The organism is Streptomyces sp. NPDC051636 (assembly GCF_044453765.1).
Lineage (GTDB): Bacteria > Actinomycetota > Actinomycetes > Streptomycetales > Streptomycetaceae > Streptomyces.
Genome location: NZ_JBITDA010000011.1, coordinates 125,967 through 148,987, shown reverse-complemented (window position 1 = coordinate 148,987; position 23,021 = coordinate 125,967). Strand labels below are relative to the sequence as shown.

The following is a 23,021-nucleotide window of genomic DNA, read 5'->3' as shown; positions in this document are numbered from 1 at the left end:
TCCGCCCCTTCGACCCCGCCGGGGCCGGAGCCCCCAGCGGGGCTCAGTCGAGCAAGCCGAACCGCATCGCACACGTCACCGCCGCCGTCCGGTCGTCCACCCCCAACTTGCCGAAGGCCCGCAGCAGATGGGTCTTCACGGTGGACTCCCCGATGAACAGCCGCCGCCCGATCTCGGCGTTCGTGCAGCCCTCGGCCACCAGCCGCAGCACCGCCGTCTCCCGCTCCGACAACCGGGGCCGCTCCGGCCTGGCGCGCAGCTGGTCCACCAGGCGGGCCGCCACCGACGGGGCCAGGACGGTCTCGCCCCGCGCCGCGGCCCGTACCGCGTCGGCCAGTCGGCCACGGGGCAGGTCCTTGAGGAGATAGCCCGCGGCACCGGCCTCGACGGCGCGCAGGATGTCGCGGTCGGTCTCGTACGTCGTCAGGACGATCACCCGGCAGGGCAGCCCGGCCTCACTCATCCGCTCGATCGAGTCGACTCCGTCACCGCCGGGCATGCGCAGGTCCATCAGCACGATGTCGGGCCGCAGCTCGGCCGCGAGCGCTTCCGCCTGTGGCCCGCTGTTCGCGTCGGCGACGACCTCCAGGTCGGGTTCGGCGCTGAGCATCGCGCGCAGGCCCTCCCGGACGACGGGGTGGTCGTCGGCCAGGACGATCCGGATCACGGGGTCTCACTCCTCACGGTGGCGGGGACGGGCAGACGCACGGTCACCGTCGTACCGTCGCCCGGCGCGCTGCGGACCGAGGCGGTCCCGCCCACCTCGGCGGTCCTGGTCCGAAGTCCGGTCAGACCGTACCCGCCGGAGACGGCGGCCGGGTCGAAGCCGTGCCCGTCGTCCTCGACGGAGACGGTGAGCGCCGCGGCCGCGTACGCGAGCCGGATGGTGACCGCCGCCGAGGCCCCCGCGTGACGGCGGGCGTTCGTCAGCGCCTCCTGGCAGGAGCGCAGGGCGACCACCTCGGGGCCGGCGGGCAACTGCCGTACCGGACCGGTCACTTCCAGGGCCGCCTCGTGCCGGGCCGCCAGCCGGCGCAACGCGTCGGGCAGGGAGGCGCCGTGGAGGTCGGCCGGCGCGCCCCCGGCCACCAGGGCGCGGGCCTCGGCGAGGTTCTGCCGGGCCGTGGCGTCCATGAGCGCCAGATGGCGGCGGGCCTGCGGGAGGTCGTCCTGCAGTTCGGCCTCCACGGCCTGGATGAGCATGAGCAGGCTGGTGAAGCCCTGTGCGAGGGTGTCGTGGATCTCGCGGGCCATCCGCTCGCGCTCGGCCAGCGCGCCGTGCGCCGCCGACAGCCGGGCGACCTCGTGGCGGCTGGCGTCCAGCTCCGCGATCAGCTCCGCCCGCTCCCAGCTCTGTTCGATGATGCGGATGATCCAGCTGCCGACCGCCACCGAGAACATGAGGGTGACCACGGCGAACACCGTGCTGGTGAACAGGTTCCGGCCGCCCGGATGCCACAGCAGTGCCCAGCCCGCCACCGGCGCCAGATTGATCACGGTCACCGCCACCAGCGCCCGCCGCATCCGCAGTGTCATGAAGCACTGGGGGACGAGCGCGAACGCCATCAGCCGGGTCTCGCCGACCAGTACCGCCGACGGCAGGAACAGCGCGACGAGCACGGCGAGGTAGCGCACCGCCGGCCGCTCATCCGGCGGGTCCTCCCGGATCAGCCGGCGCCCCACCGCGGCGTACCAGGGCACCAGCGGGACGAGCAGCCCGGCCGCGACCACGCGGACGGGCCACCCGGGATGCGCCGCGCCGAGCACGAAGACGACGGTGGCCAGCCAGGCGATCGCGAAGTACAGGTCCCAGAGCCGGATCGTACGGTCCCAGACGTGCACGTCACGGGCCGTGCCCGGGTCGGTCATCCGGTGCGCCGGTCCCGCCAGCGGAAGGTCAGCAGACACAGCGCCAATCCTGCAGCGCACCAGGCGGCGAGCACCAGTGCGATCCGCCCGAACTCCCAGCTGCCGGCCTGTTCCAGGACCCGCGCGGAGTCGGGCAGGAACACGCCCCGCAGTCCCTGGCACAGCCACTTCAGCGGGAAGAGGGCACCGACGTCCAGCATCCAGCCGGGAATCGTGGCGACGGAGATGTACACCCCGGAGACGAACTGGAGCACCAGGAACGGCAGGACCACGACGGAGCCGGCGCTCTGCGCGGACCGGGGCACCGAGCTGATCGCGATGCCGAGCAGCGCGCACGCGGTCAGCCCCAGCACGAAGATCCACCCGAAGTCGAACCAGCGGCCCGCGTCCGAGGGAAGGTCGACGTCGTACAGCGTGGTGCCGACGAGCAGCAGGATCGCCGTCTCCACCACGCCGGTGAACAGAACCAGCCAGATCTTCCCCAGGAAGTAGGCGGCCGGCGGCATGGGCGTGCCACGCAGCCTGCGCAGCACCTTCTGGTCCCGCTCCACGGCGATCGAGATGCCCAGCGACTGGAAGCTCGTCGACATGATCCCGGAGGCCGTCATCGCGGGGACGTACAACTGGGAGGCGGTGACGCCGCTGCCGCGGACGTCGTCGTGGAAGATCGACGCGAACAGGAACAGGAAGACGACCGGGAAGGCGAAGGTGAACACCACCTGCTCGCGCTGCCGGAAGAACTGCCTGATTTCCAGCGCGCCCCTGCTCAGGCCCAGGGACCAGGTCATCGGGGGTCCTCCTGTCCGGTCAGCCGGAGGTAGACGTCCTCCAGCGTGGGGCGGCTCACTGCCAGGCCCGGGATCTCGCCGTCGAAGCGCCGCATGAGCGCCGCGACCGTCTTCGTCGGCGTGTCCGTGTGCTCCGCGCGCGGGGAGCCGTCGGGGTCCGTCCAGGCGACGGTGGCGCCGGTGCCGTACCGCTCGCGCAGTTCCCCGGGCTCGCCTGCGGCGACGACCCGACCGCGGGCGACCACCGCGAGCCGGTCGGCGAGTGCCTCCGCCTCCTCCAGGTAGTGCGTGGTGAGCACGATCGTCGTGCCCTCGTCGGCCAGCAGCCGGATCAGGTCCCAGAACTGGCGCCGGGCCGCCGGGTCGAAGCCGGTCGTCGGCTCGTCCAGGAGCACCAGCTCGGGGCCGCCGATCACGCCGAGCGCGACGTCGAGGCGGCGCCGCTGCCCGCCCGACAGGGACTTGATCCGGCTGTTCGCCTTCGCCTGGAGGCCGACCAGGCCGATGACCTCCTCAGGGTCGCGCGGGCGGGGGTAGTAGCGGGCGAAGTGGCGTACGGTCTCGCGGACCGTCAACTCGGCGGGCGCCGATTCGTCCTGCCAGACGATTCCTACACGGGATCGCCACGCGCGCGTGCCGGTCGCCGGATCCGCCCCCAGGACCGAGACCTCGCCCCCGTCCCGGAAGCGGTTGCCCTGGAGGATCTCCACCGTCGTGCTCTTGCCCGCGCCGTTCGGCCCGAGCAGGCCGAACACCTCGCCGCGCCGGATGCCCAGATCGATGCCGTCCACCGCGGTCACGTCCCCGTACTGCTTGCGCAGCCCCCGTACGTGCACCGCAAGATCGTTCGCGTGTGCTGTCATGCCCACGAGCCTCGGCCAGAACCGAACGCTCCGGGACGACCGTGCGTACTTCCTTGTGTCCACCGAACGGTGGACGCACGCGTGCGTGCGGCACAATGACGCGTGCCCGAAGATGGTCCTACCTCAAGTGACGGAATCGGCGTGATGAGCAAGACGACAGTGAAAGACGTCTCCACGGAGCCCGGGCCCGAGCAGGCCGCCGCCACGCCGCGGACGATGGGCGGCAGCCGCGCCTTCGCGGTGCTGCTGGTGATCACCGGTGCGGCCGGACTGCTCGCCGCGTGGGTCATCACGATCGACAAGTTCAAGATCCTCGAGGCCAAGGTCGCGGGCAAGACCTTCACTCCCGGGTGCAGCCTCAACCCGATCGTCTCCTGCGGCAGCGTCATGGAGAGCAAGCAGGCCGCCGCCTTCGGCTTCCCCAACCCGATGCTCGGCCTGGTCTGCTACGGCATCGTCATCTGCGTCGGCATGAGCCTGCTGGCCCGTGCCCGCTTCCCGCGCTGGTACTGGCTGACCTTCAACTTCGGCACGCTCTTCGGCGTGGCCTTCTGCACCTGGCTGCAGTTCCAGTCGCTGTACCGGATCAACGCGCTGTGCCTGTGGTGCTCCCTGGCCTGGGCCGCCACGATCACCATGTTCTGGTACGTGACCTCCTTCAACGTGCGCAACGACCTCCTGCCCGCCCCGCGCCCGGTCAAGAACTTCCTCGCCGAGTTCACCTGGGTGCTGCCGGTCACGCACTGCGGCATCATCGCCATGCTGATCCTGACCCGCTGGGGCAGCAAGCTCTGGGTCTGAGCCCGATCCGACGGCATTGTCAGTGCGGTGATTTAGGGTTTTGGACGTGGAGCCCGACCTGTTCACCGCCGCAGCAGAAGAACGCCAGGAGAAGGACCCCGCCGCGAGCCCCCTGGCGGTGCGGATGCGCCCGCGCACCCTCGACGAGGTGGTGGGCCAGCAGCACCTGCTGAAGCCCGGCTCGCCCCTGCGCCGGCTGGTCGGCGAGGGCGCGGGCGGTCCCGCCGGACCGTCCTCGGTGATCCTCTGGGGCCCGCCCGGCACGGGCAAGACGACGCTGGCGTACGTCGTCTCCAAGGCCACCAACAAGCGCTTCGTGGAGCTGTCGGCCATCACCGCGGGCGTCAAGGAGGTCCGCGCGGTCATCGACGGCGCCCGCCGCGCCACCGGCGGCTTCGGCAAGGAGACCGTCCTCTTCCTGGACGAGATCCACCGTTTCAGCAAGGCCCAGCAGGACTCCCTGCTCCCGGCGGTCGAGAACCGCTGGGTGACCCTGATCGCGGCCACCACCGAGAACCCGTACTTCTCGGTGATCTCCCCGCTGCTGTCCCGCTCCCTCCTGCTCACCCTCGAGCCCCTCACCGACGACGACCTGCGCGGGCTCATCGAGCGGGCCCTGACCGACGAGCGCGGTCTGGGCGGCGCCGTCACCCTCCCCGAGGACACCGAGGGCCACCTCCTGCGCATCGCCGGCGGCGACGCCCGCCGCGCGCTGACAGCCCTGGAGGCCGCCGCCGGGGCCGCGCTCGACAAGGGTGAGACGGAGATCGCCCTCTCGACGCTGGAGGAGACGGTCGACCGGGCGGCGGTGAAGTACGACCGCGACGGCGACCAGCACTACGACGTGGCCAGCGCCCTGATCAAGTCCATCCGCGGCTCCGACGTCGACGCCGCCCTGCACTACCTGGCCCGGATGATCGAGGCCGGCGAGGACCCCCGCTTCATCGCCCGCCGCCTGATGATCTCCGCAAGCGAGGACATCGGCCTGGCGGACCCGACCGCCCTGCCGATCGCCGTCGCCGCCGCTCAGGCCGTCGCCATGATCGGCTTCCCCGAGGCCGCCCTCACCCTCAGCCACACCACCATCGCCCTGGCCCTCGCCCCCAAGTCCAACTCCGCGACCACCGCGATAGGCGCCGCCCTGGACGACGTGCGCAAGGGCCTGGCCGGCCCGGTGCCCCCGCACCTGCGCGACGGCCACTACAAGGGCGCGGCCACACTCGGCCACGCGCAGGGGTACGTGTACCCGCACGACCTGCCCGAGGGGATCGCCACCCAGCAGTACGCCCCGGACGCCATCAAGGAGCGCGAGTACTACACCCCGACCCGGCACGGCGCCGAGGCCCGGTACGCGGACGCGGTCGAATGGACCCGGAAGCACCTCGGTCGCAAGCGGTCCTGAGCACGCGGTAGACTTCTCCGAAGTGCTGAGTCCCGTGTCCGGCGCCTCAATAGGGGGAGCCGGCACCCCAGAGCGGGACATCCAGCCGGAGACCCGGCCCCCGGGCGGGGATCTCCAGGAGCGTCGCGCACCGGCGAACGGTGTCGCGGGCAGCCCACCACCACCCGAAGTTGCGGGACAGGTTGGTGGGCCACTCGCGTGCTGCACGTATGTGCCCAGAACAGGGGAACGGCTACCCACCAGGCCCGTAGCCGGGCTCGGCGGGATTTCCCCGGCTGCGGATGCGACCTCCTCTAACCCTGGGGAGCCGGAAATTCTAGGAAAGAGACAATGGCGAATCAGTCCCGCCCCAAGGTCAAGAAGTCGCGTGCCCTCGGCATCGCGCTGACCCCGAAGGCCGTCAAGTACTTCGAGGCCCGCCCGTACCCGCCGGGTGAGCACGGCCGTGGCCGCAAGCAGAACTCGGACTACAAGGTCCGTCTGCTCGAGAAGCAGCGTCTGCGCGCTCAGTACGACATCTCCGAGCGCCAGCTGGTCCGCGCCTACGAGCGCGCCTCCAAGGTCCAGGGCAAGACCGGTGAGGCCCTGATCGTCGAGCTCGAGCGCCGTCTCGACGCCCTGGTCCTGCGTTCGGGCATCGCCCGCACCATCTACCAGGCCCGCCAGATGGTCGTCCACGGCCACATCCAGGTCAACGGCCAGAAGGTGGACAAGCCGTCCTTCCGCGTGCGCCCGGACGACGTCGTCCAGGTCCGCGACCGCTCCAAGGACAAGACGCTCTTCCAGATCGCCCGTGAGGGTGGCTTCGCCCCCGACGGCGAGACCCCGCGCTACCTGCAGGTGAACCTCAGGGCCCTGGCGTTCCGCCTGGACCGCGAGCCGAACCGCAAGGAAGTTCCGGTCATCTGCGACGAGCAGCTCGTCGTCGAGTACTACGCCCGCTGACGCTCAGCAGGCCGTAGCTCTTCAGCCCGCCGTCTCCCCGCCCTTCCGGGTGGGCGAGGCGGCGGGTTTCCGCATGTCCGATGCCCTCCGGCCGTGCCGCACCGGCCCGCGCGGCGCGGGCAGCGCCTCCAGCGGCCGTACGCCGGACCGCTCAGCGCCCGGGCCACGGCCGCCTCCCGCTCCAGGCGCGCTCCGGCCCGTACGCACTCCTCGCACCGCTCGTCGCCCAGCGCCTCCCGCGCGGTCGCCTCGCACCGTTCGTGCGGGGCGTTGCAGCAGGCCGAGCCGAACAGCGGCAGCCCCACCGACGGCCACGTCCGGGCCGCCGCGCCCCGCAGCACCGCCGCCTCGGCAGGGGCGCCGTCGGTGGCCGTGACCAGGGCGAGCAGCTCGACCGACAGCACCGATCCCAGCAGGTCACGGAAGGACTGCGCGCTGCCCGGGCACCTCCGTCAGGAGCGCCCGGGCCCGCGCGGAATCGTCGTTGTGCCACGCCGCGTACGCCGGTACGAACAGCGCACAGGACCGGGCCCACCGCTCACCGTCGTCCTCGCAGACCCGGCGCACGTCCTCGCACAGCCGCACCGCGTCCGGCAGGTCGCCAGGAACGCCCGGTCATCGCCGGCTCGACCTGGCCCATCGGGACGTGTACCGAACCGTATGCGGTCCGTACCGTCGCTTCCCGTGTGTCCGCCGCCCGCCGACGGTAATCCGGTGCGGAGCCCCAGCTCCGGCGCGATAGGCTCGGGACACGACTTTTTCGATGTTCAGGCACGTTTCAGGGAGCAGGTGCGCACCGTGTCGGGTGGAGAGGTGGCCGGGATCCTGGTGGCCGTCTTCTGGGCGATCCTGGTCTCCTTCCTCGCCGTCGCGCTGGCGAGGTTGGCCCAGACGCTCAAGGCGACCACCAAGCTCGTGGCGGACGTGACCGACCAGGCCGTCCCGCTGCTCGCCGACGCCTCCGCGGCCGTGCGCTCCGCGCAGACCCAGATCGACCGGGTCGACGCGATCGCCTCCGACGTCCAGGAGGTCACGTCGAACGCCTCCGCGCTGTCGACCACCGTCGCCTCCACCTTCGGCGGTCCCCTGGTCAAGGTCGCGGCCTTCGGCTACGGCGTGCGCCGGGCCCTGGGCGGCCGCAAGGAGGACGTGCCCGCCAAGGCGCCGAGGCGTACCGTGATCATCGGGCGTACCGTCCCGGCCGCACGCAGGGAGAAGCGGAACGCCCGCGGAAAGAAGGACTGACCGAGCGATGTTCCGCCGTACGTTCTGGTTCACCACGGGTGTCGCCGCCGGTGTGTGGGCCACCACCAAGGTCAACCGCAAGCTGAAGCAGCTGACCCCCGAGAGCCTCGCGGCGACCGCCGCGAACAAGGCGCTCGAGACGGGCCGGCACCTCAAGGACCGCGCGGTGGGCTTCGCGCTCGACGTCCGGGACAACATGGCCCAGCGGGAGGCCGAGTTGGGGGAGGCGCTGGGGATCAACGCCGACCCCGAACTCCCAGCGCCACGGCGGTACGCCGCCATCGAGAACCGCAGCGACCCGAAGTACATCGAGTCCGCCACGTACTCGTACGAGACCGACAAGACGAACCCGTACAACCGGAATGAGGACCACTGATGGAGTCGGCCGAGATTCGCCGCCGCTGGCTGAGCTTCTTCGAGGAGCGCGGTCACACCGTCGTCCCTTCGGCGTCGCTCATCGCGGACGACCCGACTCTGCTCCTGGTCCCGGCCGGCATGGTGCCCTTCAAGCCCTACTTCCTGGGTGAGGTCAAGCCGCCGTTCAGCCGCGCCACCAGCGTGCAGAAGTGCGTGCGCACGCCCGACATCGAAGAGGTCGGCAAGACCACGCGGCACGGCACGTTCTTCCAGATGTGCGGCAACTTCTCCTTCGGCGACTACTTCAAGGAAGGCGCCATCACGTACGCCTGGGAGCTGCTCACCACGCCCCAGGACAAGGGTGGTTACGGCCTCGACCCCGAGCGCCTGTGGATCACCGTGTACAAGGACGACGACGAGGCCGAGCGCATCTGGCACGAGGTCGTCGGCGTGCCCAAGGAGCGCATCCAGCGCCTGGGCATGAAGGACAACTACTGGTCCATGGGCGTTCCCGGCCCCTGCGGCCCCTGTTCCGAGATCAACTACGACCGCGGCCCCGAGTTCGGCGTCGAGGGCGGCCCGGCCGTCAACGACGAGCGGTACGTGGAGATCTGGAACCTCGTCTTCATGCAGTACGAGCGCGGCGAGGGCACGGGCAAGGACAACTTCGAGATCCTCGGAGAGCTGCCGAGCAAGAACATCGACACCGGCCTGGGCCTGGAGCGGCTCGCCATGATTCTGCAGGGCGTGCAGAACATGTACGAGATCGACACCTCCATGGCCGTCATCGACAAGGCCACCGAGCTCACCGGAGTGCGCTACGGCGAGGCCCAGGACTCGGACGTCTCCCTGCGCGTGGTCACCGACCACATGCGCACGGCCACCATGCTCATCGGCGACGGTGTCACCCCCGGCAACGAGGGGCGCGGCTACGTCCTGCGCCGCATCATGCGCCGCGCCATCCGCAACATGCGTCTGCTCGGTGCCACCGGTCCGGTCGTCAACGACCTGATCGACACGGTCATCCGGATGATGGGTCAGCAGTACCCCGAACTGGTCGCCGACCGCGAGCGCATCGAGAAGGTCGCCCTCGCCGAGGAGAACGCCTTCCTCAAGACGCTGAAGGCCGGCACCAACATCCTCGACACCGCCGTCACCGAGACCAAGCAGACCGGCGGCACCGTCCTGCCCGGCGACAAGGCCTTCCTGCTCCACGACACCTGGGGCTTCCCGATCGACCTCACCCTCGAGATGGCCGCCGAGCAGGGGCTGTCCGTGGACGAGGAGGGCTTCCGCCGCCTGATGAAGGAGCAGCGGGAGCGCGCCAAGGCCGACGCCCAGTCCAAGAAGACCGGCCACGCCGACCTCGGTGCCTACCGCGAGATCGCCGACCGGGCCGGCCAGACCGACTTCATCGGCTACTCGGACACCGAGGGCGAGTCCACGATCGTCGGCCTCCTCGTCGACGGGATCTCCTCCCCGGCCGCCACCGAGGGCGACGAGGTGGAGGTCGTCCTCGACCGCACCCCGTTCTACGCCGAGGGCGGCGGCCAGATCGGCGACACCGGCCGCATCAAGGTCGACTCCGGCGCCGTCATCGAGATCCGCGACTGCCAGAAGCCGGTCCCGGGCGTGTACGTCCACAAGGGCGTCGTCCAGGTCGGCGAGGTCACCGTCGGTGCCAAGGCCCACGCCTCGATCGACGCCCGCCGCCGCAAGGCCATCGCCCGCGCCCACTCGGCCACGCACCTGACCCACCAGGCTCTGCGCGACGCCCTCGGCCCGACGGCCGCCCAGGCCGGTTCCGAGAACCAGCCCGGCCGCTTCCGCTTCGACTTCGGCTCGCCGTCCGCCGTTCCGACCGCCGTGATGACCGACGTCGAGCAGAAGATCAACGAGGTGCTCGCCCGCGACCTCGACGTGCGCGCCGATGTCATGGGCATCGACGAGGCCAAGAAGCAGGGTGCCATCGCCGAGTTCGGCGAGAAGTACGGCGAGCGGGTTCGCGTCGTGACCATCGGCGACTTCTCCAAGGAGCTGTGCGGCGGCACGCACGTGCACAACACCGCCCAGCTGGGTCTGGTGAAGCTGCTCGGCGAGTCCTCCATCGGCTCGGGCGTGCGCCGTATCGAGGCCCTCGTCGGCGTCGACGCCTACAACTTCCTCGCCCGCGAGCACACGGTCGTCAACCAGCTGACCGAGCTGCTCAAGGGCCGCCCGGAGGAGCTGCCGGAGAAGGTCTCCTCGATGCTCGGCAAGCTGAAGGACGCCGAGAAGGAGATCGAGAAGTTCCGCGCCGAGAAGGTGCTGCAGGCCGCCGCCGGTCTCGCCGAGTCCGCCAAGGACATCAGGGGCGTCGCGCTTGTCACCGGCCGGGTCCCGGACGGTACGACCCCCGACGACCTGCGCAAGCTGGTCCTCGACGTGCGCGGCCGCATCCAGGGCGGACGCGCCGCGGTCGTGGCCCTCTTCACGGTCAGCAACGGCAAGCCGCTGACGGTCATCGCCACCAACGAGGCCGCCCGCGAGCGCGGTCTCAAGGCCGGTGACCTGGTCCGCACGGCCGCCAAGACCCTCGGCGGCGGCGGTGGCGGCAAGCCGGACGTCGCCCAGGGCGGCGGCCAGAACCCGGCCGCCATCGGCGAGGCCGTCGACGCCGTCGAGCGGCTCGTGGCGGAAACGGCCAAGTGATGCGCCGCGGACGCCGACTCGCGATCGACGTCGGGGACGCCCGTATCGGGGTCGCCTCGTGCGACCCCGACGGGATCCTCGCCACGCCGGTGGAGACGGTCCCCGGGCGGGACATACCGGCAGCTCACCGTCGGCTGAAGCAGTTGGTCGAGGAGTACGAGCCGATCGAGGTCGTCGTCGGTCTCCCTCGCTCCCTGAAGGGGGGCGAGGGCCCGGCCGCGGCCAAGGTCCGCCGCTTCGCCCAGGAACTCGCCCGCATGATCCCGCCGGTCGGGGTGAGACTTGTGGACGAGCGGATGACGACCGTGACGGCCACTCAGGGGCTGCGCGCCTCCGGCGTGACGTCCAAGAAGGGTCGTTCCGTCATCGATCAGGCGGCCGCTGTGATCATCCTGCAGCAGGCACTGGAATCCGAACGGGTGTCAGGCAATGCACCCGGCGAGGGCGTCGAAGTGGTCATCTGATCGCGATACGGTAACGTTCCGCGCGATGCGGCGGTGTTCGAACAGCCGCCGCACAGCAAGAGGAGGAACGGAAACCGGCCCACCCAGCCGCGTGACCGGTCGCCTCGCGGCTCTAGGGGATCGATGACTGAGTATGGCCGGGGCCAAGGCTCTGAACCGTGGCATCCGGAGGACCCGTTGTACGGGGACGGCGGATGGGAAGGGCAGCAGGCCCACGTGGGCCGGCAGTCTGCCTACGGCGGCCAGCCGCAGCACCATCCGCAGGAGCCGCAGTACGGCGACTGGGGCCAGGACCAGCACAGCGGGTACGACCAGCAGCAGTACCAGTACCACGACGGACAGGGCCGGCAGGAGTACGGCGAGCAGGGGCACCAGCAGTACGACCAGCGGTACGCCGGTCACGTCCAGGAGCAGTACCACCACGGCGGCGGCTGGGACGCCACCGGCACCCACGGGCACGTGCCCTATGCCGCCGATCCGGGCGACCCCTACGGTCAGCAGCCGGTGGCCTACGGCGGTGAGCAGCCCGACGTCTACGGCACCCCCGAGGCCTACCCGCCGCCGGAGCCGCCCGGCCGCAGGCGCCCCGGGCCGGGGCCCGGGACGGAGTCGGAGACCGTCTGGGACCCCGGCCCCGACCAGGGTGAGCACGCCTTCTTCTCGGGCGACGACGAGGACGACGGCCTCGGTGACGACCCGAAGGGCCGCCGGGGCCGTGGTGACAAGCGGAGCAGGAACGGCAAAGGGGCCAAGGGCGGCAAAGGGGCCAAGAAGCGGCGTAACGGATGCGCCTGCCTGGTGGTCGTCCTGGTCTTCGGCGGTGGCCTGGGCGGTGTCGGATATTTCGGCTACAAGTTCTACCAAAATCGTTTCGGCGCGGCTCCGGACTACGCGGGCAACGGCACCAACGAGACGGTGACCGTCCAGATCCCCAAGGGGGCGGGCGGCTGGGAGATCGGCCAGAAGCTGAAGGAGGCCGGGGTCGTCAAGAGCGTCGGCGCGTTCGTCTCGGCGCAGACCCAGAATCCCGACGGCAAGTCGATCCAGGCCGGTGCCTACGTGCTGAAGAAGGAGATGTCCGCGGCCAGCGCCGTGGCCCTGATGCTCGACCCGAAGAGCCAGAGCAACGTGGTCGTCAAGCCGGGCGAGCGCAACGCGGGCGTCTACCAGGCCATCGACAGGCAGCTCGGCCTCTCCTCCGGCACCACCAAGGGCATCGCCAAGAAGGAGTACAAGAGCCTCGGCCTGCCCAGCTGGGCGAACAAAAACAGCGCGCTCATGGACCCGCTGGAGGGCTTCCTCTACCCGGGCACCTATCCCGCCGCCAAGGGCATGAAGCCCGCGTCGGTCCTGAAGCAGATGGTCACCCAGGCCAAGCAGAAGTACGCCGCCTACGGCCTCGCGGCGAAGGCCAAGGAGCTCGACCTGGACAACCCCTGGCAGCTCGTCACGGTCGCGAGCCTCGTCCAGGCCGAGGGCAAGACGCACGACGACTTCCGCAAGATGGCGGAAGTGATCTACAACCGCCTCAAGCCCACGAACACCGAGACCAACCGGCTGCTGCAGTTCGACTCGACCTTCAACTACCTGAAGGGCACGAGCAACATCCGCATCAGCGAGTCCGAGATCAACAGCAACAAGGACCCGTACAACACCTACACCCACAAGGGTCTGCCGCCCGGCCCCATCGGAAACCCCGGCGACGACGCGATCAAGGCGGCACTGAATCCGACCGACGACGGCTGGATCTACTTCGTGGCGACCGACGGTCAGAACGAGACCGAGTTCGCGAAGACCTACGCCGAATTCCAGGAACTCAAGGACAAGTTCAATGCCTCCTCGGGCCGCTGACGCCCGCCGGGCCGCCGTGCTCGGCAAGCCCATCGCCCACTCGCTCTCCCCGGTGCTGCACCGGGCGGCGTACGACGAACTGGGCCTGGCCGACTGGTCGTACGAGCGGTTCGAGATCGACGAGACCGGCCTGCCCGGTTTCTTGGAGAAGCTCGGACCCGAGTGGGCGGGGCTGTCGCTGACCATGCCGCTGAAGCGGGCGGTCATCCCGCTGGTCGACGAGATCAGCGAGACGGCGGCCTCCGTGGAAGCGGTCAACACGGTCGTCTTCACCGAGGACGGCCGCCGCCTCGGCGACAACACCGACATCCCGGGCATGGTCGCCGCCCTGCGCGAGCACGGCATCGAACAGGTCGGCTCCGCGGCCGTCCTCGGCGCCGGGGCCACCGCCTCCTCCGCCCTGGCCGCCCTGGCCCGGATCTGCACCGGCGAGGTCGTCGCCTACGTTCGCAGCCAGGCCCGCGCCGCCGAGATGCGGCAGTGGGGCGAGCGGCTCGATGTGGAGGTCCGTACGGCCGACTGGGCGGACGCGGCCGAGGCGCTGCGCGCCCCCCTGGTGATCGCCACCACGCCCGCCGGCGCCACCGACGGGCTCGCCGCCGCCGTACCGGAGCGGCCCACCACCCTCTTCGACGTGCTCTACGACCCCTGGCCGACCGAGCTCGCGGCCCGCTGGTCCATGTTCGGCGGCGCCGTCCTCAGCGGACTCGACCTGCTCGTGCACCAGGCCGTGCTGCAGGTGGAGCAGATGACCGGCCGCGCCCCGGCCCCGTTGGAGGCCATGCGCCGGGCGGGGGAGAAGGCACTCGCCGGGCACTGACGTCCGCCGCCGCGTCCGCCTTCTGGACCGGGAGCCGGGTCCGGTCCCGGACGTGGGAGGATCGGAGGTGGCGGGCCGGGGCCGCGCACCCGGTCGCGCCGTTGCCGTACGCGAGGACGCGCGTACGCGGGGCAGTACCGGGCGCGAGCACTGAGGAGCACCGTTGAGCAGGTTGCGCTGGCTGACCGCGGGGGAGTCCCACGGTCCCGCACTCGTCGCCACGCTGGAGGGCCTTCCCGCCGGCGTGCCGGTCACCACGGAGATGGTGGCGGACCACCTCGCGCGGCGGCGCCTCGGCTATGGACGCGGTGCGCGGATGAAGTTCGAGCGGGACGAGGTCACCTTCCTGGGCGGTGTCCGGCACGGCCTGACCCTCGGCTCCCCGGTGGCGATCATGGTGGGCAACACCGAGTGGCCCAAGTGGGAGCAGGTCATGGCCGCCGACCCGGTCGACCCCGAGATCCTGGACGGCCTCGCCCGCAACGCGCCGCTGACCCGTCCGCGGCCCGGTCACGCCGACCTGGCCGGCATGCAGAAGTACGGCTTCGACGAGGCCCGCCCGATCCTGGAGCGCGCCTCGGCCCGTGAGACGGCGGCCCGCGTGGCGCTGGGCGCGGTGGCCCGGTCGTACCTGAAGGAGACGGCCGGCATCGAGATCGTCTCCCACGTCGTGGAACTCGCCTCCGCCAAGGCGCCCTACGGCGTCTACCCGACCCCTGCCGACGTGGAGAGGCTGGACGCGGACCCGGTGCGCTGCCTGGACGCGGACGCCTCCAAGGCGATGGTCGCGGAGATCGACCAGGCTCACAAGGACGGCGACACGCTCGGCGGCGTGGTCGAGGTGCTGGCGTACGGCGTGCCGGTGGGCCTCGGCTCCCACGTGCACTGGGACCGCAAGCTGGACGCCCGGCTGGCGGGCGCCCTGATGGGCATCCAGGCGATCAAGGGCGTCGAGGTCGGCGACGGCTTCGGCCTGGCGCGGGTGCCCGGCTCCCAGGCGCACGACGAGATCATCACCACCGCCGAGGGCATCAAGCGGGCCACCGGCCGCTCCGGCGGCACGGAGGGCGGCCTGACGACGGGCGAGCTGCTGCGCGTCCGCGCCGCGATGAAGCCGATCGCGACCGTGCCCCGGGCGCTGCAGACCGTGGACGTCTCCACCGGTGAGCCCGCCCAGGCCCACCACCAGCGTTCGGACGTGTGCGCGGTCCCGGCGGCCGGCATCGTCGCCGAGGCCATGGTCGCGCTGGTGCTCGCGGACGCGGTCGCGGAGAAGTTCGGCGGCGACAGCGTGCCCGAGACCCGCCGCAACGTGCGGTCGTACCTCGACAACCTCGCGATCCGATGACCGGACCGCGGATCGTGCTGGTCGGCCCGATGGGCGCCGGCAAGTCCACGGTCGGGCGGCTGCTGGCCGAGCGGCTGGGCGTCGCCTACCGGGACACCGACGACGACATCGTGGCCGACGAGGGACGGACCATCGCCGAGATCTTCGTGGACGAGGGCGAGCCGGTCTTCCGCGCCATCGAGAAGCGGGCCGTGCACCGGGCGCTCGCCGAGCACGACGGCGTGCTGGCGCTGGGCGGCGGCGCGATCCTCGACGAGGACACCCGCGGCCTGCTCTCGGGACACCGCGTGGTCTACCTCTCGATGGACGTCGAGGAGGCGGTCAGGCGCACCGGCCTCAACGTGGCCCGCCCGCTGCTCGCCGTCAACCCGCGCAGGCAGTGGCGCGAGCTGATGGAGGCGCGGCGGCACCTGTACGAGGAGGTCGCCACGGCTGTCGTGCCGACGGACGGCCGTACGCCCGAGGAGGTCACCCGAGCAGCCCTGGACGCACTGGAGTTGACTGCATCTCCCGGGGGGCACCCCCCGGACCCCCGGCCGGAGGACGTAATGGCGAACCAGGTGACAAGGATCCAGGTCGGCGGCACGGCGGGCACCGACCCGTACGAGGTGCTGGTCGGCCGGCAACTCCTGGGCGAGCTGGCCGGGTTGATCGGCCGCAAGGCCAAGCGTGTCGCGGTGATCCACCCGGAGGCGCTGGCCGAGACCGGCGACGCGCTCCGTGCCGACCTCGCCGAGCAGGGCTACGAGGCCGTCGCCATCCAGGTGCCGAACGCCGAGGAGGCCAAGACCGCCGAGGTCGCCGCCTACTGCTGGAAGGCGCTCGGCCAATCCGGGTTCACCCGCAGCGACGTGATCGTCGGCGTCGGCGGCGGCTCCACCACCGACCTGGCCGGGTTCGTGGCCGCGACCTGGCTGCGCGGGGTGCGCTGGATCGCCATCCCGACGACCGTGCTGGCCATGGTGGACGCGGCGGTCGGCGGCAAGACCGGCATCAACACGGCCGAGGGCAAGAACCTGGTGGGTGCCTTCCACCCGCCGGGGGGCGTGCTGTGCGACCTGGCCGCGCTGGACTCCTTGCCCGTCAACGACTACGTCTCGGGCCTGGCGGAGGTCATCAAGGCCGGTTTCATCGCCGACCCGGTCATCCTGGAGCTCATCGAGTCCGACCCGGAGGTGGCGCGCACCCCGGCCGGGCCGCACACCGCCGAGCTGATCGAGCGGTCGATCCGGGTGAAGGCCGAGGTCGTCTCCTCCGACCTGAAGGAGTCGGGCCTCAGGGAGATCCTCAACTACGGCCACACGCTCGGCCACGCCATCGAGAAGAACGAGCGGTACAAGTGGCGGCACGGCGCCGCGGTCTCGGTCGGCATGCACTTCGCCGCCGAACTCGGCCGGCTGGCGGGCCGGTTGGACGACGCGACCGCCGACCGCCACCGGACCATCCTGGAGTCGGTCGGGCTGCCGCTGCACTACCGCTACGACCAGTGGCCCAAGCTGCTGGAGACGATGAAGGTCGACAAGAAGTCCCGCGGCGACCTGCTGCGCTTCATCGTCCTCGACGGCCTCGCCAAGCCGACCGTCCTGGAGGGGCCGGACCCGGCCGTGCTGCTCGCCGCATACGGCGAAGTGGGGCAGTAGGGCGCGGAGTAGTACGTCCGCCCCTGCTCCCTTGCGCCCGATTCACCTCGTGAGGCGGGCACTTCGCACCGCCCCCGGCCGTTTCACCAAAGGGCGGCCGGGGACGGTACCGTTCGGTAGGGAGCGGGGCTTCGGCCCCGCTGCCAGCGACGATCGCCGGCGAGCGAGCCAGAGAAGACGAGACGGAGTGGCACCGGATGCAGCACGCAGTGGGGTCTCCGCTGCCGCCGCCCCACCAGCCGGGGCAGGGACCGGCCGCCGGCTGGTCGCCGGCCGCACACCATCCGGGTCCGCACCACCCGGGAGCCCCTCAAAGTCCCGCATCCGTGCCCCCGCCGCCCGCGGCGCCGGGCTTCACCGGAAACCCCTCGGGACCGGTGCCGCCCGCGCCCCCGCAGCCGCCGGCCCCGCAGCCCCCGGCCCCGCAGCACGTGCCCGCGCCGCCGGCCCCCGACATCACCGGCCACGTGCCGCTGCCGCCCGGCGGACCCGTCGCCATGCCCAGCGCACCCCCGGCCACCGCCGTCCCCGACCCGGGTGCCACGACCCTGGCCGTGCTGCTGATCGGCCCCGCGGGGGCCGGGAAGACCAGCGTCGCCAAGTACTGGGCGGACCACCGCCGGGTCCCCACCGCCCACATCAGCCTCGACGACGTACGCGAATGGGTCCGCTCCGGCTTCGCCGACCCCCAGGCCGGCTGGAACGACAACTCCGAGGCCCAGTACCGCCTGGCCCGCCGCACCTGCGGCTTCGCCGCCCGCAACTTCCTGGCCAACGGCATCTCCTGCATCCTCGACGACGCCGTCTTCCCGGACCGCCCGGTCGTCGGCCTCGGCGGCTGGAAGCGGCACGTCGGCCCCGGCCTGCTGCCCGTCGTCCTCCTCCCGGGCCTGGACATCGTCCTGGAACGCAACGCCGAACGCACCGGCAACCGCCGCCTCACCGACGAGGAGGTCGCCCGCATCCACGGCCGCATGGCCGGCTGGTACGGCTCGGGTCTGCCGATCATCGACAACTCGCAGCTCGATGTCCCGCAGACGGCCCGGGTGCTGGACGAAGTCCTGGCGAGGGCGATTGCGAGCCCGCCGAGCTGGTGATCACGGGCGAGGGAGACTCCCCACCCCACTCGGCCCTCCCAACCGGCACAATCCGCCCACCCCTCCTAGGCTCATCTCATGTCAGAGGTGTACGCGGTCCGCCGAACCCGGCTCAGGGAACGCTGCAATGCGGGCGGCAGCGCGGCGGCGCTTGTCTCCCGCCCCGCCAATGTGCGGTATCTCGCGGGTGCCGCCCCCCAGGGCTCCGTCCTGCTGCTCGGCAAACGCGAGGACCTGCTGGTGTGCGCCGAACCTCCCGACGACCGCCCGTACGAAGGGCGGCCGGACGAGAACCTCGGGGTGCACACCCTCACCGTCGCCGGGGGCGACCCCGCCGTCGCCGCCGCCGACCTCGCCGGAGGCCAGGGCGCGGATTCCCTCGCCGTGGAGGAACACCACCTCACCGTCACCCGGTACAGAGCCGTCTCCTCCGTCGCGCCCCGCCTCCGCCTCGCCGACCTCGGCGGAGCCGTGGAGCAACTGAGGGTGGTGAAGGACGAGGAGGAGATCTCCTGCCTCCGGATCGGTGCCGAGATCGCCGACCAGGCCCTGGGCGAGCTGCTGGAGTCCATCTTGGTGGGCCGCACCGAACGGCACCTCGCGCTGGAGCTGGAGCGGCGCCTGGTCGACCACGGCGCCGACGGGCCGGCCTTCCCGACCTCCGTCGCCACCGGCCCGAACTCCGGCCGGCGCGGGCACCGGCCCACCGACCGGCGGGTCGAGGAGGGCGACTTCCTGTCCGTCTGCCTGGGGGCCACCTATCGCGGGTACCGCTGCGAGATCGGCCGCACGTTCGTCATCGGCACCTCGCCCGCCGACTGGCAGATCGAGCTGTACGACCTGGTCTTCGCCGCCCAGCGGGCCGGCCGGGAGGCCCTGGCGCCCGGCACGGCCTACCGCGACGTGGACCGCGCCGCACGCCAGGTGCTGGACTCCGCCGGGTACGCGGAGGGCCTGCCGCCGCTCACCGGACACGGTGTGGGACTCGAATTCGACGAGGACCCGCAGTTGGCTCCCGCGGCCATGGGTAAACTGGACGCTTGCGTGCCGGTCACCGTCGAACCGGGGGTCCACCTCCCGGGCCGGGGCGGTGTCCGGATCGATGACACGCTCGTCGTACGCCCCGAGGCGGACGGCGGACCCGAGCTACTCACCATCACGACCAAGGAGCTGCTCGCCCTCTAGGCAGGTGCGTGCGCCGGGGTCGTACGTCAGTCCAGGAGATTCCGCAACCGTGGCTTCCACGAACGACCTCAAGAACGGCATGGTGCTCAAGCTCGAAGGCGGCCAGCTCTGGTCCGTCGTCGAGTTCCAGCACGTCAAGCCCGGCAAGGGCCCGGCCTTCGTGCGCACCAAGCTCAAGAACGTGCTCTCCGGCAAGGTCGTCGACAAGACCTTCAACGCCGGCGTCAAGGTCGAGACGGCCACTGTCGACAAGCGCGACATGCAGTTCTCGTACATGGACGGCGACTACTTCGTCTTCATGGACATGGAGACCTACGACCAGCTCATGGTCGACCGCAAGGCCGTCGGCGACGCCGCCAACTTCCTCGTCGAGGGCTTCACGGCCACCGTCGCGCAGCACGAGGGCGAGGTGCTCTTCGTCGAGCTCCCGGCCGCCGTCGAGCTGACCATCGCCGAGACCGAGCCGGGCGTCCAGGGCGACCGCTCCACCGGCGGCACCAAGCCCGCCACGCTGGAGACCGGCCACCAGATCCAGGTCCCGCTCTTCATCACCACCGGTGAGAAGATCAAGGTCGACACCCGCACGAGCGACTACCTCGGCCGGGTGAACAGCTAACCGTGGCTGCCCGCAACACGGCCCGCAAGCGCGCCTTCCAGATCCTCTTCGAGGGCGACCAGCGCGGCGCCGGCGTCCTGACCGTCCTCGCGGACTGGATCCGGCTCTCCCGGACCGACCCACGGCAGCCGCCGGTGAGCGAGTACACGATGCAGCTGGTCGAGGGCTACGCCGAGCACGCGACGCGCATCGACGAACTGCTCGCCCAGTACTCGGTCGGCTGGACGCTCGACCGGATGCCGGTCGTCGACCGCAACATCCTGCGTCTGGGCGCCTACGAGCTGATCTGGGTGGACGAGACGCCGGACGCCGTCGTCCTGGACGAGATGGTGCAGATGGCGAAGGAGTTCTCCACCGACGAGTCGCCCGCGTTCGTCAACGGCCTGCTGGGCCGGCTCAAGGAGCTCAAGCCCTCGCTGCGCCGAGACGAGGCGTAGAAGACAGCAGGGACACCGCCGGAGGGCCCGCAGCGCGAGTGCTGCGGGCCCTCCGGCATTCCCGTGTCCTTCGTGCCCCGTGGGCCCGCAGAAAGCCGCCGGGGTGGCCGGAGCCATCAGGTTCCGGCCACCCTGGCGGCACGTTTCTGCTGAACCCGCGGAGCGCTCAGCTCTCCTCGTGGGTGGCGACCGCGCGGCGCGCGTCCGCGTCCAGCACGCCCCAGCTGATCAGCTGCTCGGTGAGGACCGAGGGCGACTGGTCGTAGATGACGGCGAGTGTGCGGAGGTCGTCCTGCCGGATCGACAGCACCTTGCCGTTGTAGTCACCGCGCTGCGACTGGATGGTCGCCGCGTACCGCTGCAGGGGGCCCGCCTTCTCGGCCGGCACCGTGGCCAGCCGCTCCAGGTCCAGGACCAGCTTCGGCGGCGGCTCGGCGGCACCGCCCGGCGTGGTGCCCGGCAGCAGCTCCTGCACAGGAACGCCATAGAAATCGGCCAGCTCGGCAAGGCGCTGCACGGTCACGGCGCGGTCGCCGCGCTCGTACGAACCGACCACCACGGCCTTCCAGCGACCCTGGGACTTCTCCTCGACACCGTGGAGGGAAAGGCCCTGCTGGGTGCGGATGGCCCGGAGCTTGGCCCCGAGCTGTTTGGCGTATTCGCTGGACATATAGCTCCCCGGACACTGTGTCGACGCGGCTGGGTGTGTTTCCGTCCGCGCGGCTGGTAACTCACTGTGAGGTTACGCAGCGTTACTCTTCCGCGTCAAGCCGAATGGTCCGCAGCGGCTCTTCCACGGGAGCGGTGACCGGTTGCGCCAAGGGGGTGATCGGGGGCGCCACCGGGACCTGGTACGGTGGATGGCGCAATTTAGACGTCCTTTAAGGTCCGTCCCGTGAGGCGGAGAAGGAGGTCCGTTTCGTATGGACAAGCAGGACACGCACGCCAGTCCGGAGGCGTCCGATGCGCGGCCCGTTCTCGAGGGTCCCGACATCGCGCGGGTGCTGACCCGCATCGCCCACGAGATCGTCGAACGCGCCAAGGGCGCCGACGACGTGGTGCTCCTCGGCATTCCGACCCGGGGCGTCTACCTCGCCCAGCGGCTCGCCGCCAAGCTCGAGCAGATCACCGACCGCAAGGTGCCCGTCGGCTCGCTCGACATCACCATGTACCGCGACGACCTGCGCATGCACCCGCCGCGTGCGCTGGCCCGCACCGAGATCCCCGGTGACGGCATCGACGGCCGCCTGGTCGTCCTCGTCGACGACGTGCTCTTCTCCGGCCGCACCATCCGCGCCGCCCTCGACGCCCTGAACGACATCGGGCGCCCGCGCGCGGTCCAGCTCGCGGTCCTCGTCGACCGCGGCCACCGCGAACTGCCCATCCGCGCCGACTACGTCGGCAAGAACCTCCCCACGTCGCTGCGGGAGACGGTCAAGGTCCAGCTCGCCGAGGAGGACGGTCGCGACACCGTGCTGCTCGGTGCGAAGCCGGCCGCCCCGGGCGAGCGGCAGCAGTAGCACTGCGGCGTACGGCGCTGCCGTACGCCCCCTCGGTGCGCCCCTGCCCGTGCCCTTTGCCCGGAATCTCCCGAATCCTGAACTGCCTTACGGAGCCTGACAGATGCAGCGTCATCTCATCTCGGCCGCCGACCTCACCCGCGACGACGCCGTCCTGATCCTCGACACCGCCGAGGAGATGGCCCGGGTCGCCGACCGGCCGATCAAAAAGCTGCCGACCCTGCGCGGCCGCACCGTCGTCAACCTCTTCTTCGAGGACTCGACCCGCACCCGGATCTCCTTCGAGGCCGCCGAGAAGCGGCTGTCCGCGGACGTCATCAACTTCTCCGCCAAGGGGTCGTCGGTGTCCAAGGGCGAGTCCCTGAAGGACACCGCCCAGACCCTGGAGGCCATGGGCGTCGACGCCGTCGTCATCCGGCACGGCGCCTCCGGAGCCCCGTACCGCCTGGCCAACTCCGGCTGGATCGACGCCGCCGTCATCAACGCCGGTGACGGCACCCACCAGCACCCCACGCAGGCCCTCCTGGACGCCTTCACCATGCGCCGCCGGCTGGTCGGCCGGGACGCGGGGATCGGGCAGGACCTGAGCGGCAAGCGGATCACCATCGTCGGTGACGTGCTGCACAGCCGGGTCGCCCGTTCCAACGTCGACCTGCTGCACACCCTCGGCGCCGAGGTCACACTGGTCGCCCCGCCCACCCTGGTGCCGGTCGGCGTCGAGCGCTGGCCCTGCGAGGTGTCGTACGACCTCGACAGCACGCTGCCCAAGTCCGACGCGGTGATGATGCTGCGCGTCCAGCGCGAGCGCATGAACGCCGCGTTCTTCCCGACCGAGCGCGAGTACTCGCGGCGCTACGGACTCGACGGCGACCGCATGGCGCGGATGCCGGAGCACGCCATCGTGATGCACCCCGGTCCGATGGTCCGCGGCATGGAGATCACCGCGGAGGTCGCCGACTCCGAACGCTGCACCGTCGTCGAGCAGGTCGCGAACGGCGTCTCCATCCGGATGGCCGTCCTGTACCTGCTGCTCGGTGGAAACGAGCCTGCCGTCAGCCACACCCGTATCGAGGAGAAGTAAG

The 23,021-nt window shown here is 71.1% G+C and carries 22 protein-coding genes and 1 pseudogene; 17 read left to right on the top strand and 6 right to left on the bottom strand.

Annotation, left to right across the window (positions count from 1 at the left end; genetic code table 11):
• Positions 1–43: 43 nt before the first annotated feature.
• Genes ACIBBH_RS20985 through ACIBBH_RS20970 form a run of 4 tightly spaced genes read right to left on the bottom strand, consistent with a single transcriptional unit; the run spans position 44 to position 3,520 of the window.
• Positions 44–667: a response regulator gene (locus ACIBBH_RS20985; RefSeq protein ID WP_399406676.1), complete on the bottom strand. Its 624-nt coding sequence runs from the start codon at positions 665–667 to the stop codon at positions 44–46.
• Positions 664–1,869 (bottom strand): sensor histidine kinase, encoded by a 1,206-nt coding sequence (locus ACIBBH_RS20980; protein ID WP_399406852.1) that lies wholly within the window; start codon positions 1,867–1,869, stop codon positions 664–666. The genes ACIBBH_RS20985 and ACIBBH_RS20980 overlap by 4 nt, the downstream gene beginning before the upstream one ends.
• Positions 1,866–2,657 (bottom strand): ABC transporter permease, encoded by a 792-nt coding sequence (locus tag ACIBBH_RS20975; RefSeq protein ID WP_399406675.1) that lies wholly within the window; start codon positions 2,655–2,657, stop codon positions 1,866–1,868. The genes ACIBBH_RS20980 and ACIBBH_RS20975 overlap by 4 nt, the downstream gene beginning before the upstream one ends.
• Complete coding sequence (locus ACIBBH_RS20970) at positions 2,654–3,520, bottom strand: ABC transporter ATP-binding protein (protein ID WP_399406673.1); 867 nt, start codon at positions 3,518–3,520, stop codon at positions 2,654–2,656. The genes ACIBBH_RS20975 and ACIBBH_RS20970 overlap by 4 nt, the downstream gene beginning before the upstream one ends.
• A 144-nt stretch (positions 3,521–3,664) precedes the next feature.
• On the opposite strand from ACIBBH_RS20970, the gene ACIBBH_RS20965 reads away from it, so the two are divergent.
• The 3 genes from ACIBBH_RS20965 (at position 3,665) to rpsD (ending at position 6,668) form a co-directional block, all read left to right on the top strand.
• A complete protein-coding gene (locus tag ACIBBH_RS20965; protein ID WP_399406672.1) occupies positions 3,665–4,321 on the top strand; it encodes a vitamin K epoxide reductase family protein in 657 nt (218 codons plus the stop codon).
• Positions 4,322–4,367: 46 nt separating this feature from the next.
• Positions 4,368–5,723, top strand: coding sequence for a replication-associated recombination protein A (locus ACIBBH_RS20960; protein ID WP_399406670.1), 1,356 nt, complete (start codon positions 4,368–4,370; stop codon positions 5,721–5,723).
• 330 nt (positions 5,724–6,053) lie between these two features.
• Positions 6,054–6,668, top strand: coding sequence for a 30S ribosomal protein S4 (gene rpsD / locus ACIBBH_RS20955; RefSeq protein WP_132853601.1), 615 nt, complete (start codon positions 6,054–6,056; stop codon positions 6,666–6,668).
• 21 nt (positions 6,669–6,689) lie between these two features.
• On the opposite strand, the pseudogene ACIBBH_RS20950 reads toward rpsD, so the two are convergent.
• Positions 6,690–7,317, bottom strand: a pseudogene (locus tag ACIBBH_RS20950) (regulator); the annotation flags it as partial.
• Between the two features lie 149 nt (positions 7,318–7,466).
• Between ACIBBH_RS20950 and ACIBBH_RS20945 the strand changes: the two are divergent.
• From ACIBBH_RS20945 to nusB, 12 genes are all read left to right on the top strand, one after another.
• Entirely contained in the window at positions 7,467–7,913 is a 447-nt protein-coding gene (locus ACIBBH_RS20945; RefSeq protein ID WP_399406668.1) for a DUF948 domain-containing protein, read from the top strand.
• A 7-nt stretch (positions 7,914–7,920) separates the two neighbouring features.
• Complete coding sequence (locus ACIBBH_RS20940) at positions 7,921–8,289, top strand: hypothetical protein (protein WP_399406666.1); 369 nt, start codon at positions 7,921–7,923, stop codon at positions 8,287–8,289.
• Positions 8,289–10,961 (top strand): alanine--tRNA ligase, encoded by a 2,673-nt coding sequence (gene alaS, locus ACIBBH_RS20935; RefSeq protein ID WP_399406664.1) that lies wholly within the window; start codon positions 8,289–8,291, stop codon positions 10,959–10,961. Before ACIBBH_RS20940 ends, alaS begins: the two co-directional genes overlap by 1 nt.
• Complete coding sequence (ruvX, locus tag ACIBBH_RS20930; RefSeq protein WP_399406662.1) at positions 10,961–11,425, top strand: Holliday junction resolvase RuvX; 465 nt, start codon at positions 10,961–10,963, stop codon at positions 11,423–11,425. The genes alaS and ruvX overlap by 1 nt, the downstream gene beginning before the upstream one ends.
• A 123-nt stretch (positions 11,426–11,548) precedes the next feature.
• The gene (gene mltG / locus ACIBBH_RS20925; RefSeq protein ID WP_399406660.1) at positions 11,549–13,276 is read left to right on the top strand and encodes an endolytic transglycosylase MltG; all 1,728 of its coding nucleotides are present in this window, start codon (positions 11,549–11,551) and stop codon (positions 13,274–13,276) included.
• Positions 13,257–14,096 (top strand): shikimate dehydrogenase, encoded by an 840-nt coding sequence (locus ACIBBH_RS20920; RefSeq protein WP_399406658.1) that lies wholly within the window; start codon positions 13,257–13,259, stop codon positions 14,094–14,096. Before mltG ends, ACIBBH_RS20920 begins: the two co-directional genes overlap by 20 nt.
• A gap of 163 nt (positions 14,097–14,259) precedes the next feature.
• Positions 14,260–15,444 (top strand): chorismate synthase, encoded by a 1,185-nt coding sequence (aroC, locus tag ACIBBH_RS20915; protein WP_399406656.1) that lies wholly within the window; start codon positions 14,260–14,262, stop codon positions 15,442–15,444.
• Entirely contained in the window at positions 15,441–17,084 is a 1,644-nt protein-coding gene (gene aroB / locus ACIBBH_RS20910; protein ID WP_399406654.1) for a 3-dehydroquinate synthase, read from the top strand. The genes aroC and aroB overlap by 4 nt, the downstream gene beginning before the upstream one ends.
• 197 nt (positions 17,085–17,281) lie before the next feature.
• Complete coding sequence (locus ACIBBH_RS20905) at positions 17,282–18,181, top strand: Pro-rich N-terminal domain-containing protein (protein WP_399406652.1); 900 nt, start codon at positions 17,282–17,284, stop codon at positions 18,179–18,181.
• 78 nt (positions 18,182–18,259) lie between these two features.
• The gene (locus tag ACIBBH_RS20900; protein ID WP_399406650.1) at positions 18,260–19,366 is read left to right on the top strand and encodes an aminopeptidase P family protein; all 1,107 of its coding nucleotides are present in this window, start codon (positions 18,260–18,262) and stop codon (positions 19,364–19,366) included.
• Between the two features lie 49 nt (positions 19,367–19,415).
• Positions 19,416–19,982 (top strand): elongation factor P, encoded by a 567-nt coding sequence (efp, locus tag ACIBBH_RS20895; RefSeq protein ID WP_399406648.1) that lies wholly within the window; start codon positions 19,416–19,418, stop codon positions 19,980–19,982.
• Between the two features lie 2 nt (positions 19,983–19,984).
• Positions 19,985–20,419 (top strand): transcription antitermination factor NusB, encoded by a 435-nt coding sequence (nusB, locus tag ACIBBH_RS20890; RefSeq protein ID WP_399406646.1) that lies wholly within the window; start codon positions 19,985–19,987, stop codon positions 20,417–20,419.
• A 166-nt stretch (positions 20,420–20,585) separates the two neighbouring features.
• Here the strand turns inward: nusB and bldD are convergent, their stop codons facing one another.
• Complete coding sequence (gene bldD / locus ACIBBH_RS20885) at positions 20,586–21,089, bottom strand: transcriptional regulator BldD (protein WP_086170636.1); 504 nt, start codon at positions 21,087–21,089, stop codon at positions 20,586–20,588.
• A gap of 253 nt (positions 21,090–21,342) precedes the next feature.
• Here bldD and pyrR point away from each other — a divergent pair, with 253 nt between their 5' ends.
• Positions 21,343–21,939: a bifunctional pyr operon transcriptional regulator/uracil phosphoribosyltransferase PyrR gene (gene pyrR / locus ACIBBH_RS20880; protein WP_399406644.1), complete on the top strand. Its 597-nt coding sequence runs from the start codon at positions 21,343–21,345 to the stop codon at positions 21,937–21,939.
• A 103-nt stretch (positions 21,940–22,042) separates the two neighbouring features.
• Positions 22,043–23,020 carry an aspartate carbamoyltransferase catalytic subunit gene (locus tag ACIBBH_RS20875; RefSeq protein ID WP_399406642.1) on the top strand — a complete coding sequence of 326 codons (978 nt, stop codon included), beginning with the start codon at positions 22,043–22,045 and terminating at the stop codon, positions 23,018–23,020.
• Position 23,021 lies beyond the last annotated feature (1 nt).